Origin of the sequence: Mesorhizobium hunchu (genome assembly GCF_040081975.1) — a bacterium.
GTDB classification, from domain to species: domain Bacteria; phylum Pseudomonadota; class Alphaproteobacteria; order Rhizobiales; family Rhizobiaceae; genus Mesorhizobium; species Mesorhizobium hunchu.
Genome location: NZ_JBEBMG010000003.1, coordinates 316393 through 331511, shown reverse-complemented (window position 1 = coordinate 331511; position 15119 = coordinate 316393). Strand labels below are relative to the sequence as shown.

The 15119-nt window shown below is 65.8% G+C and carries 14 protein-coding genes; 4 read left to right on the top strand and 10 right to left on the bottom strand.

The annotated features are described in order from the left end of the window. The first annotated feature begins 52 nt into the window (after nt 1-52). Together ABMA46_RS08365 and ABMA46_RS08360 are read left to right on the top strand one after the other, a co-directional pair. Nucleotides 53-808: an SDR family NAD(P)-dependent oxidoreductase gene (locus ABMA46_RS08365; protein WP_348998870.1), complete on the top strand. Its 756-nt coding sequence runs from the start codon at nt 53-55 to the stop codon at nt 806-808. Nucleotides 809-900: 92 nt separating this feature from the next. Beyond that, nucleotides 901-2460 carry a cation:proton antiporter gene (locus tag ABMA46_RS08360; protein WP_348998869.1) on the top strand — a complete coding sequence of 520 codons (1560 nt, stop codon included), beginning with the start codon at nt 901-903 and terminating at the stop codon, nt 2458-2460. Nucleotides 2461-2489: 29 nt separating this feature from the next. Here ABMA46_RS08360 and ABMA46_RS08355 read toward each other — a convergent pair whose 3' ends face one another. After that, nucleotides 2490-3107, bottom strand: a complete 618-nt coding sequence (locus ABMA46_RS08355) for a class I SAM-dependent methyltransferase (RefSeq protein WP_348998868.1) — start codon at nt 3105-3107, stop codon at nt 2490-2492. A gap of 188 nt (nt 3108-3295) precedes the next feature. Between ABMA46_RS08355 and ABMA46_RS08350 the strand changes: the two genes are divergently transcribed. Then, entirely contained in the window at nt 3296-4210 is a 915-nt protein-coding gene (locus ABMA46_RS08350) for an endonuclease/exonuclease/phosphatase family protein (protein WP_348998867.1), read from the top strand. Then, nucleotides 4207-5049, top strand: coding sequence for an EamA family transporter (locus tag ABMA46_RS08345; RefSeq protein ID WP_348998866.1), 843 nt, complete (start codon nt 4207-4209; stop codon nt 5047-5049). Before ABMA46_RS08350 ends, ABMA46_RS08345 begins: the two co-directional genes overlap by 4 nt. A gap of 20 nt (nt 5050-5069) precedes the next feature. Here ABMA46_RS08345 and ABMA46_RS08340 read toward each other — a convergent pair whose 3' ends face one another. The 9 genes from ABMA46_RS08340 to ABMA46_RS08300 all read right to left on the bottom strand — a co-directional run bounded on the left by ABMA46_RS08340 (nt 5070) and on the right by ABMA46_RS08300 (nt 14955). Beyond that, entirely contained in the window at nt 5070-5390 is a 321-nt protein-coding gene (locus ABMA46_RS08340; RefSeq protein WP_348998865.1) for a Dabb family protein, read from the bottom strand. Between the two features lie 18 nt (nt 5391-5408). Continuing rightward, nucleotides 5409-7037, bottom strand: a complete 1629-nt coding sequence (locus ABMA46_RS08335) for a GMC family oxidoreductase (RefSeq protein WP_348998864.1) — start codon at nt 7035-7037, stop codon at nt 5409-5411. 86 nt (nt 7038-7123) lie between these two features. Further along, on the bottom strand, nt 7124-7885 hold the full coding sequence (locus ABMA46_RS08330) for a 3-ketoacyl-ACP reductase (protein ID WP_348998863.1): 762 nt from the start codon (nt 7883-7885) through the stop codon (nt 7124-7126). Beyond that, a complete protein-coding gene (locus ABMA46_RS08325; RefSeq protein WP_348998862.1) occupies nt 7882-9387 on the bottom strand; it encodes an FAD-dependent oxidoreductase in 1506 nt (501 codons plus the stop codon). Before ABMA46_RS08325 ends, ABMA46_RS08330 begins: the two co-directional genes overlap by 4 nt. A 39-nt stretch (nt 9388-9426) precedes the next feature. Further along, nucleotides 9427-10542, bottom strand: coding sequence for an ABC transporter ATP-binding protein (locus tag ABMA46_RS08320; protein ID WP_348998861.1), 1116 nt, complete (start codon nt 10540-10542; stop codon nt 9427-9429). A gap of 5 nt (nt 10543-10547) precedes the next feature. Then, nucleotides 10548-11429, bottom strand: a complete 882-nt coding sequence (locus ABMA46_RS08315; protein WP_348998860.1) for a carbohydrate ABC transporter permease — start codon at nt 11427-11429, stop codon at nt 10548-10550. Continuing rightward, entirely contained in the window at nt 11426-12355 is a 930-nt protein-coding gene (locus tag ABMA46_RS08310; protein WP_348998859.1) for a carbohydrate ABC transporter permease, read from the bottom strand. Before ABMA46_RS08310 ends, ABMA46_RS08315 begins: the two co-directional genes overlap by 4 nt. A gap of 199 nt (nt 12356-12554) precedes the next feature. Continuing rightward, complete coding sequence (locus ABMA46_RS08305; RefSeq protein ID WP_425475715.1) at nt 12555-13787, bottom strand: ABC transporter substrate-binding protein; 1233 nt, start codon at nt 13785-13787, stop codon at nt 12555-12557. 16 nt (nt 13788-13803) lie between these two features. Continuing rightward, nucleotides 13804-14955: a LacI family DNA-binding transcriptional regulator gene (locus ABMA46_RS08300; protein ID WP_348998857.1), complete on the bottom strand. Its 1152-nt coding sequence runs from the start codon at nt 14953-14955 to the stop codon at nt 13804-13806. Between the last annotated feature and the right edge of the window lie 164 nt (nt 14956-15119).

The window sequence follows — 15119 nt, the reverse complement described above, 5'->3', positions numbered from 1 at the left end:
GCGATGCGATGCTCTCCCATCCGGCCTTGTCAGGTCGTCGGCGGAGGAGCCCATGAGATTGCACGGCAAGCGCGCGCTGGTGACCGGCGGTTCCGACGGAATAGGGTTCGCGATCGCCGAGGCATTCCTGCGCGAAGGTGCGCATGTGATGATCGTCGGAAGGGATGCGGACAGGCTGCGCTTGGCGCGGGAGACACTCGGCGGCGAAGCCGAATCGATCCAGGCCGATCTCGGCGCAACCGCCGGCATCGATGCGGTCATCGATCATGTCGCGGCGTCGGATCCGCTCGATATTCTCGTCAACAATGCCGGAATGGCGGTTCTCGTGCCGTTCGAGAATGTCGGCTCCGAGCAGTACGAACGGTCGTTCGCGCTGAACGTGACGGCGGTCTTCTTCCTGACCCAGCGCCTGCTGCCGCATCTTCGCGCCGGTGCATCGATCATCAACATTTCTTCCTATTTCGCCGGCAAGATGATTCCGAAGCGGCCGTCGAGTGTCTATTCGCTGTCCAAGGGCGCGCTCAATTCGCTGACCAAATCGCTGGCCTTCGAACTCGGGCCGCGCGGCATAAGGGTCAACGCCATCGCGCCCGGTACCATCGATACGACGATGCGGCGGCGCTCGATCGAGAACCTGCCGGCTGCGGCACAGACGGCGCTGCAGGCCTATGTCGAAAGCAGCTATCCGCTCGGGCGCATCGGCCGCCCGGAGGACGTCGCGGGCATGGCCGTGCACCTCGCCGGCGACGAGGCGGCCTGGACCAGCGGCGGCATCTTTGCCGTCGACGGAGGCTATACGGCGGGCTGACGGCAGCCGCAGGCGACCGGAAACTGCGGACAAGCAGGCGCTAATGGACAAGACGGATTGTCCGCTGCGCCAAGGTGCGGCTACGGTGCCGCATGGTCCTGTTCGAACTCATTCTCGTGCTTCTGCTGGTGGCGGTCGCGCTGACGGCTGTCGCGCGATGGCTGCAGGTTCCCTATCCGGCGCTCCTGGCGCTCGCCGGCGTCGGCATCGCCTTCCTGCCATTCGCGCCGACGGTCGAGATCGATCCCGAACTGGCGATGGCGCTGTTCATCGCGCCTGCGCTGCTGGACGCCGCCTACGACGCCTCCCTGCGCGACATGGTGCGTTATCGGTTGCCGCTGGCGCTCCTGGCGCTCGGCGCCGTGCTTTTCACGGCAGCGCTTGTGGCATTGGCCGGCTGGTCGGTGGCGGGGCTGCCGCTGGCGGCGGCGGTGGCGCTCGGCGCCATCGTCGCGCCGCCCGACGCCGTCGCGGCCGTAACGGTGCTCGGCCAGTTCAAGGTGCCCTACCGCATCACCGCGCTGGTCGAGGGCGAGGGGCTGCTCAACGACGCGACCGCGCTTCTGGTCTATCGGATCGCGGTTGCGGCGGCGGCAGGATCGATCGCCTTCACCAGCGCCGTTCCGATCATCGCGCTGGCGACGATCGGCAGCGTTATCGGCGGCTACTTTTTGGGACGCGTGTCGCTGCTGCTTTTGCCTCGCGTGCGCGACCCGGCCAGTTCCACCGTGCTCCAGTTCGCCAGCACGTTCGGCGTCTGGCTGCTGGCCGACCGTGCGGGCCTTTCGCCCATCATCACCATCGTCGTCTATGCCATCACCATCGCGCGCAAGGCACCCCGCGAAATGCCGGCGCGCAACCGCGTCAGTTCCTATTCGGTATGGGAGACGGCGGTTTTCGTCCTCAACGTGCTCGCCTTCGTCTTCATGGGCCTGCAGGCGCGCATCATCGTCAGCCGCATGGCCGACAGCGGCGGCCTGCTGCATCCCTTCACTTTCGCCGCCATGGTGGTGGCGATCGTCATCCTGTCGCGCTTCGTCTGGGTGCTCGCGACCGGCGCCCTTGCACGCGCCCTGGGAAGCGAGCGGATCATTCCGCGCGAGGAGCCGCTGTCCTTCAAGGGCGACCTCGTCGTCGCGTGGTGCGGCATGCGCGGTCTCATCACGCTGGCCGCCGCGTTCGCGCTGCCGTTCGATTTTCCCGGCCGCGATCCGATCGTGCTGGCCGCCTTCTCGGTGGTGCTGACGACGCTGGTGCTGCAGGGGGTGACGCTGCGCTGGTTGCTGGCGCTGCTGCGGCTGGAGGCGGACGGACCGGTCCAGCGGGAGGTTTCGAAGGCGCGTGTCGCGATCATGGAAGCGGCGATGGAGACGGTGTCCGGCGGGAACACGGACGCTGCGGCGATGCTGCGCTCCGAATACGAGGCGCGGCGCGCGGTGGCGGAAAACGTGGACGAAGCACAGGGCGGAACCGAGCATGACCACCTGCGGCTCAACGCGATCAAGCGGCAGCGGGACGTGCTGGAAAAGCTTCGCGCCGAGGGAACGATCGGCGATCAGGCCTATCACACGCTCGAAGAGGAACTGGACTGGGCCGAACTCGCGGCGTCGCCGGCGGGGCGCTTCCAGCCCCTGAACACGAGCGGCGCCTGAAGCCGGTTCGCCGTGCCGTTGAATTTGCGTCAGCGAAAGGAGAAGACCGTTCCCGGAACGGTGCCGCCGAAATCGGGCACCTCGTATGTGGCGAGAGGCTGAAGCCGCTGCCTGGGCAGATGCGCCCGGCCGACGTCACCGACCAGAATCTCCGTTCCGTCACCCAGGCAGCGGTCGAGGAAGCGTGTAACGCGCCGGGCAAGGCGCTGGTCGTAGAACAGGTCGCCGACAAGCACGAGGTCGGCGGCGACCGGCCCGCTGCGTGTCACGTCCTCTTCGATAATGTCGAGACAAACGCCGTTCAGAGCCGCATTCAGCCGTATGGCGGCGAGCGCGTTGCGATCGATCTCCGCTGCCGTCGCCTTGCCCGCGCCGGCCTTCGCAGCGACGATGGCGACGAGGCCGGAACCCGAGCCGAGATCGAGCACGCTGCGTCCGGCCAGGCGTTCGGGATGCTCATGGACGAAGCGGGCGAGTGTAAGTCCTCCAGCCCAGGCATAGGCCCAATAGGGCGACAGGTCGCCGTCCAACCGTCCGAGGCCGCTCGACGGGCCGGCCTGATGGAGAACGATGCCCGGCACCGTCGCGACCGGCTTCACCGGGAGATTGTCGCGGATGAAAGCGGCGGCATCGGGAAGCTCGGCCATATCCGTCACCGTGCCCACGCCTTTTCAATCAGGACTACGTGCCGACGGCCTAGCCGCAAAATGCGCGGGGGCCAATCCATTTTCGCGACGGAACCGCATTCTGGCCCAAGGCAGCCGCCCGTCGCTGTCCATTGCGCTCGCCCGCCTGAACGGATAGGCCTGCGACGAATAATGAGCCGGCCAATCATTTGAAGCTCGTCAGCTACAACATCCAGTACGGTTTCGGCGGCGACGGACGCTACGACCTGACGCGCGCGGCCCGTGTCGTCGAAGGCGCCGACATCATCGCCCTGCAGGAGGTCGAGCGCCACTGGCGGCGTACGAATGATGACGACCAGCCGGCGCTGCTGTCGGCACTGCTGCCGGATTATCATTGGGTCTACGGTCCGGCCTTCGACATGGATGCCTCGACGCACCTGAACGGTCGCCTCGTCAATCGCCGCCGCCAGTTCGGCACGATGATCCTTTCGAAACTACCGATCGTCTGGTCACGGCTGCACGCCCTGCCGATGCGGCGCATGACGCGGCCGCTCAACACCCGCAACGCCGCGCTGGAAGCGATGATCCGGACGCCGGCGGGGCCGGTTCGCCTGTTCGCGCTGCATCTGGCCCATGTCGGCGCGCAGGAGCGGCTGGAGCAGATCGACTATCTGATGGACGCACACGCGCGCGCGCCGCGCGAGGGTGGGCCGTGGAGCGGCATCGATGACGAACCCGGGCGCGACTGGACCCACGGAGAGCCGGAGCCAGACAGCCCCGGCAGGGCGATCTGGCTCGGCGATTTCAACTGCGAGCCGGGCAGTGCCGAATATCACCGCATCGTCGGCTCGGCGCCCTATCACCCGGGCGCCGCCTATGCCGACGGCTTCGTGGACGCCGCCGCCGTCGTGGCCCTGTCCCCGGATTTCCACACGCATGAGAAGGTCATCGCCGGTGCATTGAAACGGCGAAGGCTGGATCATTGCTTCCTGACGGGAGACATGGCGGAACGGGTCCGTTCGATCGGCGCCGATATCGGGGAGGTGGCGTCGGACCATTTTCCGCTGCGGGTCGAGATCGATCTGGAGACGCCGTTTTCCACAGGGCGGGGCGCACAGGCATGACTCCCTTCGTTTTTGCGGTCGTGCTGATTTCCGCCGCCATGCACGCAAGCTGGAACGCGCTGGTGAAGGTGCAGGGCGACCGCTTCGCCTCGATCACGCTGACCTCGTTCGGCATGATGGTCTCGGCCGCGCCGTTCCTGTTGGTCGTCGATGTGCCGGGTCCGAAAGTGTGGCCCTGGATCATCGCGTCCGTCATCATCCATATCGGCTACCGGCTGTTCCTGATCCGCGCCTATGAGCACGGCGATCTCGCGCAGGCCTATCCGCTGGCGCGCGGCACCGCGCCGCTGATGACCGCCGTCGGAGGCGTTTTCGTGCTGTCGGAGGTGCCGAGCGGCCTGGCGATGCTGGGCATCCTGCTGCTTTCGCTCGGCACGCTCCTGATGTCGCTACGCGGCGGGCAGGCGGCGGTGCCGAACCGCGCCGCGGTCGGCTATGCGCTGACGACGTCGCTGTGCATCGCCTGCTACACGCTGACGGACGGCAGCGGCGTGCGGCTGGCGCCGACGGCCGCGAGCTATGCGGCCTGGCTGTTCGTCTGCGACGGGCTGTGCGCCGTCGTCATCGGGTTCTTCTATCGCGGGCGTGGCCTTCTCGCCGCATCGGGACGCGAATGGGCCAGCGGGATCGTCGCCGGGGTTCTCAGCGCCGCCGCCTATGCCATTGCCATGTGGGCGATGACCCAGGCGCATGTCGCCTCCGTCGCCTCGCTCAGGGAGACCTCGATCCTGTTCGCCATGCTGATTTCCGTGTTCGCGCTCGGCGAGCGCATGACGGGTTGGCGTGGCGCCGCGGCGCTGTCCATCGTCGCCGGGGTCATCGCGCTGAGGATGGGATAGCGAGCGAGCGGCGGCGGGATCTACGCTGCTGCCGCCAAGTCGAGATCGATCACCAGCAGGCCGTCGGTGCCGCCGGCGAGCGCCGCCACCAGCCGCGCGCCGGCGCGCTGATGCTTGGGATGCGCCAGATAGGCGTCGCGCGCGACGTCATCGTCGAAATCGACGGTGAAGCCGTGGGTGAAGCCCCGCGCGAAAGGCTCCGGGCTGACATTGGCGGAAAAATGCACCGGCCCCATGCCGCCGACATGTTCGCGTAGCGCTTGCAGGTCGGCATGGATCGCGGCTTTCTCGTCTGTCGGGACATCGTCCCGGAACGTCACGAACACGCAATGGCGGATCATCGTCAGGTCCCTTCGGGCTTACGCGGCGCGGTTGGAGGCGAACACGGCCGGCGGCAGCGGCTCGCGCCCGAGGATCAGGTCCGCGCCCTTTTCGCCGACCATGATGGTCGGCGCATTGGTGTTGGAGGAGGGCACGCGCGGCATCACGGAGGAGTCGCAGACGCGCAGGGCCTCGATGCCGCGCACTTTGAGGTCCGGCGTGACCACGGCGTCTTCGCCATGACCCATGCGGCAGGTGCCGACAGGGTGATGGTCGGTCTTGGCCGAGCGGCAGGCGTAGTCGAACAGGTCGTCGTCGCTTTCCAGCGACGGGCCGGGCAGCACCTCGCGCAGCACGTAGGGCTTCAAGGCGTTCTGGCGCATGATCTCGCGGGCGAGGCGCAGGCCCTTGATCGACAGGTCGCGATCATGCGGGTCGGCCCAGTAATTGGGGTCGATCAGCGGCATCGTCGCCGGGTCGGCGCTGGCCAGCCGCACCGTACCGCGCGAGCGCGGGCGCAGATAGGCCGAGTTCAATGTCACGCCGGGGTTCTTAAGTTTCTCGACGCCGGCCTCGATGCCGGAGCCAAGACCGAGATGGAACTGGATGTCGGGCCAGCCGGTGGTCGGATCGGCGTACCAGAAGCCGCCGGTCTCGAACAAGGATGACGCCGCCGGCCCTTTCTTCAGGAGCAGGTACTGGAGGCCGGCCCAGGCGGTGCGGTGCAGTTTCGCATAATTGTCGTAGGTGTGGTCGCCGGTGCATTCGGCGATGACGAACAGGTCGAGATGGTCCTGCATGTTGGAGCCGACGCCGGGCAGGTCGTGGACGGGAGCTATGCCGACCGATTTCAGATGATCGGCGGGGCCGATGCCGGATTGCATCAGCAGTTTCGGCGAGCCGATGGCGCCTGACGAGACGATCACCTCACGCTCGGCCCGGATGAGTTGCGGCTGGCCGCTAGGCCGATCCACCACCTCGACGCCGACGGCGCGGCCGCTTTCCACGACAACGCGGGTGACCAGCAGATTGGTCCGCACCGTCAGGTTCCTGCGGTCGGCGACGGGCCTGAGATAGGCGACGGCGGCGGAGGAGCGCTTCGCGTCCTTCTGGGTCAACTGGTAGTAGCCGACGCCTTCCTGGCTCGCGCCGTTGAAATCCGGATTGAAGGGAATGCCCATTTCCTGCGCGGCCTGGAAATAGGCCTCGCAGATCGGCAGCGGCGCGATCGGGTTGGAGACGCCCAGCGGCCCGCCGTAGCCGTGATAGTCGTTGGCGTAGCGCTGGTTGTTCTCGGCGCGCTTGAAATAGGGCAGCACCTCGCGGTAGCTCCAGCCCTCGCAGCCTTCCTCCTTCGCCCAGCCGTCATAGTCGCTCGCGTTGCCGCGCGTGTAGATCTGCGCGTTGATGGAGGAGCCGCCGCCGATCACCTTGGCCTGCGTGTACCAGAAGACACGGTCCTTCATGTGTTTTTGCGGCACGGTCGACCAGCCCCAGGAGGCGATGCCCCTGGTCATCTTGGCGAAGCCCGCCGGCATGTGGATGAGCGGGTGGCGGTCGCGCCCTCCGGCCTCCAGCAAGAGCACGGCGTTCGCCGGGTCTTCCGACAGCCTGTTGGCCAGAACGCACCCTGCAGGCCCGCCGCCGACGATGATGAAATCGGTCATCTCTTCACCTGATGTTGCCGCATGATCTTGTCCGAAAACCGGATTCCACTTTTCGCTGGCGCGGATCCTTGGTTCGGGATCATGCTTTACAGCTTCGGCACCGACAGGCCGCCGTCGACATTGACGACCGACCCGGTGGCGAAGGCGAATTTGCCAGACGCCAGGCCGGCGACGGCCGCGCCGACATCCGATGCCTCGCCCCAGCGCTTCGCCGGCACCAGCCCGCCTTCGATCAGCCGGTCGTATTTTGCCGAGACACCCTCCGTCATGGCGGTGCGGGTGATGCCGGGGCGCACCTCGAACACGCCGATGTCTTCCGGCGCCAGCCGCAGCGCCAGGTTCTTCACCCACATCGACAGGCCCGCCTTGGAGATGCAGTAGTCCGGCCGCTCCGGCGAAGCCGCCTCGGCGCTGATCGAGGTCACGGTGACGATGGATTTCGGATGGCCGGCCGGCGAAGACAGTATGGCCTTTGCGACCGCCTGGCTGAGAAAGACAGTGCCGCGCAGATTGACCGACAGGATGTGATCGAAGTTCTCGGGCTTCAGGTCGAGCAGGTCGCCGCGCACGATCGCGCCGATGCCGGCATTGTTGACCAGGCAATCGAGGCGGCCGAATTTTTGCAGCGTCGCTTCGACAAGCGGCTGGTGGGCGGAGATGTCGGAAATATCGCAGGCGTGGTAGACGAAAGCGCCATCCTGCTTCGCGATGGCTTGTTCCAGGCCATCGGGCGGTATTTCGGCCAGATCGGCGATCATGATGTCGAAGCCGTCCCCTGCCAGAGCTTCGGCGCAGGCGCGGCCGATGCCGCGCGCGCCGCCGGTGACGAGGGCGAGGGGACGGGTCATGCCTTCAACTCCGTTTTGCGGATGTGATCTGCCACCCTGAGCGCTTGCGCCGCCACCGTCAGCGACGGATTGACCGCCGCCGAGGTCGGCAGGAAGCCGGCGTCGACGATGAACAGATTCTCGTGGTCGAAGCTTCGGCACCAGGGGTCGCTGACATGGGTGGCGGGATCGTTGCCGATCCGCGTCGTTCCGCATTGATGCGACGGCAGGCGCCCGTCCACGAGCTGGCTGGGCAGGATCGGATAGCCGGCAGCCCGCATCCGCTCCTTGACGCGCCTGACCAGCGTCTCGTGCGCCTTCATGTTGGAGAAGCGCCATTCGAGCACCACCTGCGAACCGTCGAGCCGCACGCGGCTTTCCTTTCGCGGCAAGTCCTCCGAGACCAGATACCAATCCACGGCATGGCGGCTGATCCAGTTCAGCGCGAATTCGGGCACGGCACGCAAGCGGCTTTTCAGGATCGGCGCGGTGACGCGGCCGAGAAGCTGGACCTGACCGAGCGGTCCTGACCCGTTGCCGTCGTCGAAATAGAAATCATTGAAGTGGATGGTCTTCTGGTAGACCGAATCGTTGACCGTGCGCGGATCGATCGCGAGCATGAAGGTCGCGTTGTGGTTCATGAAGTTGCGGCCGACCTGGTCCGAACTGTTGGCGAGGCCGTTCGGATTGCGTCCGTCGGCGGACGAGAGCAGCAGCGTTGCGGAGCGGACCGCCCCGGCCGACAGGATGACGATTTTTGGCGACAGGCGCTTTTCCTCGCCCTTCTGGCGATAGACGACCGCGGCGATGCGGTTCCGTTCATCCGTCTCCAGGCGGATGACGTCCGCGCCGGTCTGGAGGTCGATGTCGGGGTCTTTCAATGCCGTCGCCAGCCCGCAGCTCTCGGCGTCCATCTTGCCGGTCAACGTGTCGGGATAGGCGTCGAAGGGCGTGGCGGCGCGCGCCAGCCAGCGATCGATATCGACGCCCAGCGGCAGGCTGGCCGGATGCAGCCCGACCGCTTTCAGGCGTTCGCGCACCCTGGCGATCGCCGGCTCGTCCGGCACGGGGCGGTGAGGATATTTGCCGGAGTGGAACGGCTCGGTAGGGTCCTCATCCGTCGTGCCGCGCACCTGATAGAGTTGCTCGGCCTTTGTGTACCAGGGTTCCAGCTCCTCATAGGGAAATGGCCATGCCGGCGAGACTCCGCCGCCGGGGAGTTCGAGTTCGGAAAAATCCTCTTTGCGGTAGCGGAACAGCACCGCGCCGTAGAATTTCGTGTTGCCGCCGACGGCGTGGTAATTCCCCGGGTTGAAGGACTTGCCGTCCTTGTCGAGCCAGGTCTCCTTCGGCCGGAAATGGCCGCGCTGGAAGATGGCGCGCGCATCGCGGGTCTCGGGCGAGTCCAGCAGGCGCTCGCCCTTCTCGAGAATGACGACCTTCGCGCCGCTTCCGGCCAGGCCGGCGGCGATGGTGGCGCCGCCCATGCCGGAGCCGATGATGACGATGTCTGGATTGGTCATGACCGGAGCGGGCGCCATTGTTTCATCGATCGGACAGGCTCAGACGATGCGCGTTTCCGTCGCCGGGTCGAAGAAGACGGCCTTGGTCAGGTTGAAGGCAAGCGGCGCGTCCGATCCGGGCTGGATGTGCGCATCGGCGCGCAGGCGCGCGACAACGCCCTTGCCGCCGAGATTGGTGACCGCGAAGGTGTCCGAACCCGCCGGCTCGACCACCTCGATATGGCAGTCGGCGGTGGCGAGCGAATGGGCGTTGCGGTCGGCGCCCTCAGGATCGGTCAGCGCCTCGGGGCGGATGCCGAACACGACCTTCTTGTCCTTGAAGGCGGCGAGCCCTGCGGGCGCCTTGTCGAGCGGCAGCCGGATCGGCTTGCGCTCGCCGCGTTCCATCACCAGCGCCAGCGCGCCTGACTCGGCGGAAACGCTGGCGGGGATGAGGTTCATCGCCGGCGAGCCCATGAAGTCGGCGACGAACATGTTGGAGGGGTTGTTGTAGATCTCGGCGGGCGTGCCGAACTGCTGCAGCACGCCGTCCTTCAGCACGGCTATCTTGGTCGCCAGCGTCATCGCCTCGATCTGATCATGGGTGACGTAGACGATGGTCGTGCCCATGCGCTGGTGCAGCCGCTTGATCTCGGTGCGCATGTCGATGCGCAATTTGGCGTCGAGGTTGGACAGCGGCTCGTCGAACAGGAAGACCTGCGGGTTGCGCACCAGAGCCCGGCCCATGGCGACGCGCTGGCGCTGGCCGCCGGACAACTGGCTGGGCCTGCGGTCGAGCAGGTGGCCGATTTGGAGCAGTTGCGCGACGTCGGCGATGGCCTTGTCGCGTTCGGCTTTCGGCACGCCCCTGATTTCCATACCGAAGCCGATGTTCTGGCCAACCGTCATGTTGGGATAGAGCGCGTAGGACTGGAACACCATGGCGATGTCGCGCTTCGACGGGTGCAGGTCGTTGATGCGCTGGCCGTTGATCCTGATCTCGCCGCCGGTGATCGATTCCAGTCCGGCGATGGTGTTGAGCAGGGTGGACTTGCCGCAGCCGGACGGACCGACGAGGACGAGGAAGCCGCCTTCCTCGATTTCCAGCGATACGCCCTTCAGGATGCGGGCCGTGCCGAAGGATTTCTGCAGATTGTCGATTTCCAGAAAGGACATGCGCTTCAGCCTTTCACCGCGCCGGCCATCAGGCCGCGCACGAAGTAGCGTCCGGAGACGATGTAGACGATGAGGGTGGGAAGGGCGGCGAGAATGGCCCCGGCGAAATGGACGTTGTATTCCTTCACGCCGGTGGACGAGTTCACCAGATTGTTCAGCGCGACCGTCAGCGGGATGGAGTTGAACGAGGAGAAGGACGAGCCGAACAGGAAGTCGTTCCAGATGTTGGTGAACTGCCAGATGACGGTGACCACGATGATCGGTCCCGACGACGGCAGCAGGATGCGCCGGAATATCTGGAAGAAGGAGGCGCCGTCGATCTGGGCAGCCCGGATCAGCTCGGTCGGGAAAGCCTCGTAATAGTTGCGGAAGAACAGCGTCGTGAAGCCGAGGCCGTAGATGGCGTGGATCAGCACCAGCCCCTGCACGGTGCCGGCGAGATGCAGCAGCCCGAGGATGCGCGCCGACGGGATCAGCACGATCTGGAAGGGGATGAAGCAGGCGAGCAGCATCATGCCGAAGACGATGTTATCGCCGCGGAAGCGCCATTTGGTCAGCACATAGCCGTTCAGCGCGCCGAGCACGGTCGAGATCGCGACGGCCGGAACGACCATCAGGATGGAGTTGATGAAATAGGGCTTCAGTCCGGTTGGCGAGACGCCGATCTGCGCCGTCGACCAGGCCGACAGCCACGGTGCGATCGTCCATTCATGCGGCAGCGCCAGCATGTTGCCCTGGCGGATCTCGCTGAGTGGTTTCAGCGAATTCACCACCATCACGTAAAGCGGCAGCAGGTAGTAGACCGCGAAGAGGATCAGCACCGCATAGATCGCCGCGCGGGCGAAGACGCCGTTGCGGGTCGCGTTGTCCTGGACCTGGGCGCTCATTTCTTCTGACCTCCCAGTTCGGAGTAGAGATAGGGGACGATGATGGCGAAGATCATCATCATCATGATGATGGCGGAGGCCGCGCCCATGCCCATCTCGTTGCGGCCGAAGGTGAATTTCTGCATGAAGAAGGCAGGGGTCCATGTCGACGTGCCGGGGCCGCCGTCGGTCATCGCCACGATCAGGTCGTAGGACTTGATCGACAGGTGCGCGAGCACCACGAAGGCGGACAGGAACACCGGGCGCATCAAGGGGATGATGATGCGGCGGTAGATGGTCGTGGTGGACGCGCCGTCGATCTGGGCCGCCTTGATGATCTCGTTGTCGACGCCGCGCAGGCCGGCAAGGAACATCGCCATGACGAAGCCGGACGATTGCCAGATCGCGGCGATGACGATGGTGTAGATCGCCATGTCGCTCTGCTTGATCCAGCGGAAGGAGAAACTTTCCCAGCCGATCTGGTGCATGACGTGCTCAAGCCCGATGCCGGGGTCGAGGAACCATTTCCAGGCGACGCCGGTGACGATGAAGGAAAGCGCCATCGGGTAGAGATAGATCGGCCTGAGCAGCCCTTCGCCGCGGATTTTCTGGTCGAGGAAGATGGCGAGCGCCAGACCGATCGCGCTGCAGATGACGATGTACAGGACCGAGAAGATGGCGAGGTTCTTGAGGGAGGTGATCCAGTTCGGGTGGTTGAACAGGCGCACATAGTTGCCGAAGCCGACCCAGGTCGAGAAGTCCGGCAGGATTTTCGAGCCGGAGAACGACAGGAACGCCGTGAAGACGATGAAGCCGTAGACGAAGACGAGGATAAGCGCGAAGCTCGGCGCCAGCACCAGCTTGGGCAGCCATTCCTGCAGCGTTTCCCTCGGCGCGCGGCGTGCCCTTGCAAGGACCGGCGCGATTTCGGCTTGTGTCTGGGTCATGGCCCGGCTCCGTCTCAATCGTAGCGCGAAAAACCCCTCTCCGTCGCGCTTCGCGCGCCACCTCTCCCCAGAGTGGCGAGGAACCCAAGCTGGAGAAGCGTCGGCATCGCGGCAGCAGTTCCCCCGTTGGCGGAGGTGGCGCGCGAAGCGCGTCGGAGAAGGGAACAGGGCCTTCCCTAGGAAGGCCCTGTCGTTTTTATCAGCCCTTGGCCGCGGCCACGGCGTCCGCCAGTTCCTTGGCGGCTTCCTTGGCGTCGATGTCGCCGTTGTATTCGCGCGTGATCACGTCATACATGGCGTTCTTGATCGCTGCCGGGCTGGCGTAGCCCTGCGACATCGAGCCGTAGAGCGTGCCTTTCTCGTTGGCTTCGGCGAGGTCCTTGATCGCCTTCTTGCCGCACTGGTCGAAGGCGGTGTCGGGAACGTCCGTGCGTGCCGGAGCCGAGCCCTTCACCACGTTGAAGGACGACTGGAAGGCCGGATCCTCGATGTCGGACGCCATCTGCAACTGGGCCGCCTGCTTGTCGGCGCCGACCTTGAACATCATGAACATGTCGGAGTTGAAGGTGACGGCGCCCTGCGTGTCGGGGAAGCGGATGCAGACGAAGTCCTCGCCCGGCTTCTTGTTGGCGTGGACGAATTCACCCTTGGCCCAGTCGCCCATGATCTGCATGCCGGCCTTGCCCTCGATGACCATGGCGGAATCGAGGTTCCACTCGCGGCCCGAGAAGTTGTCGTCGACATAGGAGCGCAGCTTCGACAGGCGGTTGAAGGCTTCGACCATCTTGTCGCCGGAGAGGGCGGCGGGGTCGAGGTCGACCATCGAGGCCTTGTAGAAGTCGGTGCCGAGCGACAGGACGACGGAATCGAACATGGTCGCGGCGTTCCAGGCGTTGCCGCCGCCGACGATCGGGATGATGCCGTTGGCCTTCATCTTGTCGAGCACGGAAATCAGCTCGTCCCAGGTTTCCGGCGCCTTGCCGCCGGCGTCGTCGAGCGCCTTCTTGTTGATCCAGAGCCAATTGGTGGAGTGGACGTTCACCGGCGCGGCGATCCACTTGCCGTCGTATTTGGCGAAGTTCTGGAGCGCGGCGGGGATGACCTTGTCCCAGCCTTCCTTGCCGGCGACGTCCGACAGGTCGCCGACCACGCCCTGCTTGGCCCAGTCGGTGATGTCGAAGCCCAGCGCCTGGACGGCGGTGGGCGGGTCGCCGGCGGTGACGCGGGCGCGCAGCGCGGCCATCGCCTGCTCGCCGCCGCCGCCGGCCACCGGCATGTCCTTCCAGGTGATGCCCTGGCTTTCGAGCTTCTTCTTGAGCACTTCGAGGGCCGCGGCCTCGCCGCCGGACGTCCACCAGTGCAGCACCTCGACGGAGCCGTCGGCCGCATAGCTCGGCGCGGCCAGCCCGCCCACGAGGCCCGATGCGAGCATCGTTCCGATAAGCAATCTACGCAACATTGTCTTCCTCCATTGTTGACCTTGCATGTGGCGCCGAAGCGCCGCACCTCCCAGCGCGGCCAGCCCTATCCGTCATGCTGGCCTGCGATGAAACCTCATTGGAATTGCGGGCGGCCCGCCCGGTCAAGTGGGCGCCGCAGGATTGACGCACGACCAGCCGGCTGCCGCCGATGATGGCCGTCGATTTCGGAGCGTGCGGGGTGTCGAACAGGTGCACGAGCGCTTCTGCCGCCCGTCCGCCCATCGCATGCGTTTCGGCGTCGATGGTGGTCAGCGGCGGGAAATTGTCCTTAGCCTCGCTCAGATTGTCGAAGCCGACAATGGCGAAATCGTTGCCGGCGTGCAGGCCGCGCATGGCCAGCGCCCGTGTGGCGCCGATGGCGATGATGTCGTTGTAGCAGACGGCGGCGGTCGGTCGGGCAGGGGTGGCCAGCGCCCGCTCCATCGCCTGCTGGCCGCCGTCCTTGGAAACCTCGGTCTCGAAGACGAGCGCCGGCGAAACCTCGAGACCGGCATCCCGCAGGGCGTCGCAATAGCCTTCGTAGCGCTCCTGCTGCGTGGTGATGGCGGCGTCGCCGCCGAAGAAGGCAATGCGCCGATGGCCGAGGTCGATCAGGTGGCGGGCCGCCTTGGACGCGCCGCCGCGGTTGTCCTGGCCGACATAGGGCAGCTCGCATCCGTCGATCTTGCGCATGGCGAGGATGACGGGCGGGGCCGACGGCGGCAGGCTCAGATGACGGGCTTCGGTGCCGCGGGCCGGGCTGAGCACGACGCCGAGCACGCCGTTCTCCAGCATCGACTTCAGGACCTGCTCCTGGCGCGCAAGGTCGTCGTTGGTGTTGGCGAGGATCGGCGTGAGGCCCTGCCGATAGAGGCTGTCCTCTATGCCGACGGCAAGCTCGGAGAAGAAGGGGTTGGTCAGGTCGGACATCACCATGCCGACGAAGCTGGTGCGGGCCGAGCGAAGATTGGCGGCGGCGCGGTTGTAGACGTAGCCGACGTCCTGCATCGCCTTGCGGACCTTATCGGCCGTCTCGGGCTTGATGCGGTCGCTGCCGCGCAGGACCAGCGACACGGTGGCGCGTGAAACGCCGGCCTGGCGCGCAATATCCAGCACGGTCGCTCGTGAGCGCAGCGGCACGAAGATGTTCCTCCCTTGCCGGTCTGAGTGCAGGGCACGCCGGCTGTTAGATCGATCTAATCGCAATGCCGAACGAGCGTCAACCGGAATCTTCCGCGACTTCAACCGATTTATATACCTGTTCCGGCTGCGTCTCGCGAACTGGTGGCAGAGGCGTTCGCGCA

Coding starts and splice junctions, on each gene's coding strand:
- ABMA46_RS08335 (WP_348998864.1), bottom strand. CDS start 7,037: ATGACCGATTTCATCATCGTCGGCGGCGGGCCTGCAGGGTGCGTTCTG.
- ABMA46_RS08315 (WP_348998860.1), bottom strand. CDS start 11,429: ATGAGCGCCCAGGTCCAGGACAACGCGACCCGCAACGGCGTCTTCGCC.
- ABMA46_RS08345 (WP_348998866.1), top strand. CDS start 4,207: ATGACTCCCTTCGTTTTTGCGGTCGTGCTGATTTCCGCCGCCATGCAC.
- ABMA46_RS08355 (WP_348998868.1), bottom strand. CDS start 3,107: ATGGCCGAGCTTCCCGATGCCGCCGCTTTCATCCGCGACAATCTCCCG.
- ABMA46_RS08305 (WP_425475715.1), bottom strand. CDS start 13,787: ATGCTCGCATCGGGCCTCGTGGGCGGGCTGGCCGCGCCGAGCTATGCG.
- ABMA46_RS08320 (WP_348998861.1), bottom strand. CDS start 10,542: ATGTCCTTTCTGGAAATCGACAATCTGCAGAAATCCTTCGGCACGGCC.
- ABMA46_RS08310 (WP_348998859.1), bottom strand. CDS start 12,355: ATGACCCAGACACAAGCCGAAATCGCGCCGGTCCTTGCAAGGGCACGC.
- ABMA46_RS08360 (WP_348998869.1), top strand. CDS start 901: ATGGTCCTGTTCGAACTCATTCTCGTGCTTCTGCTGGTGGCGGTCGCG.
- ABMA46_RS08330 (WP_348998863.1), bottom strand. CDS start 7,885: ATGACCCGTCCCCTCGCCCTCGTCACCGGCGGCGCGCGCGGCATCGGC.
- ABMA46_RS08340 (WP_348998865.1), bottom strand. CDS start 5,390: ATGATCCGCCATTGCGTGTTCGTGACGTTCCGGGACGATGTCCCGACA.
- ABMA46_RS08325 (WP_348998862.1), bottom strand. CDS start 9,387: ATGACCAATCCAGACATCGTCATCATCGGCTCCGGCATGGGCGGCGCC.
- ABMA46_RS08365 (WP_348998870.1), top strand. CDS start 53: ATGAGATTGCACGGCAAGCGCGCGCTGGTGACCGGCGGTTCCGACGGA.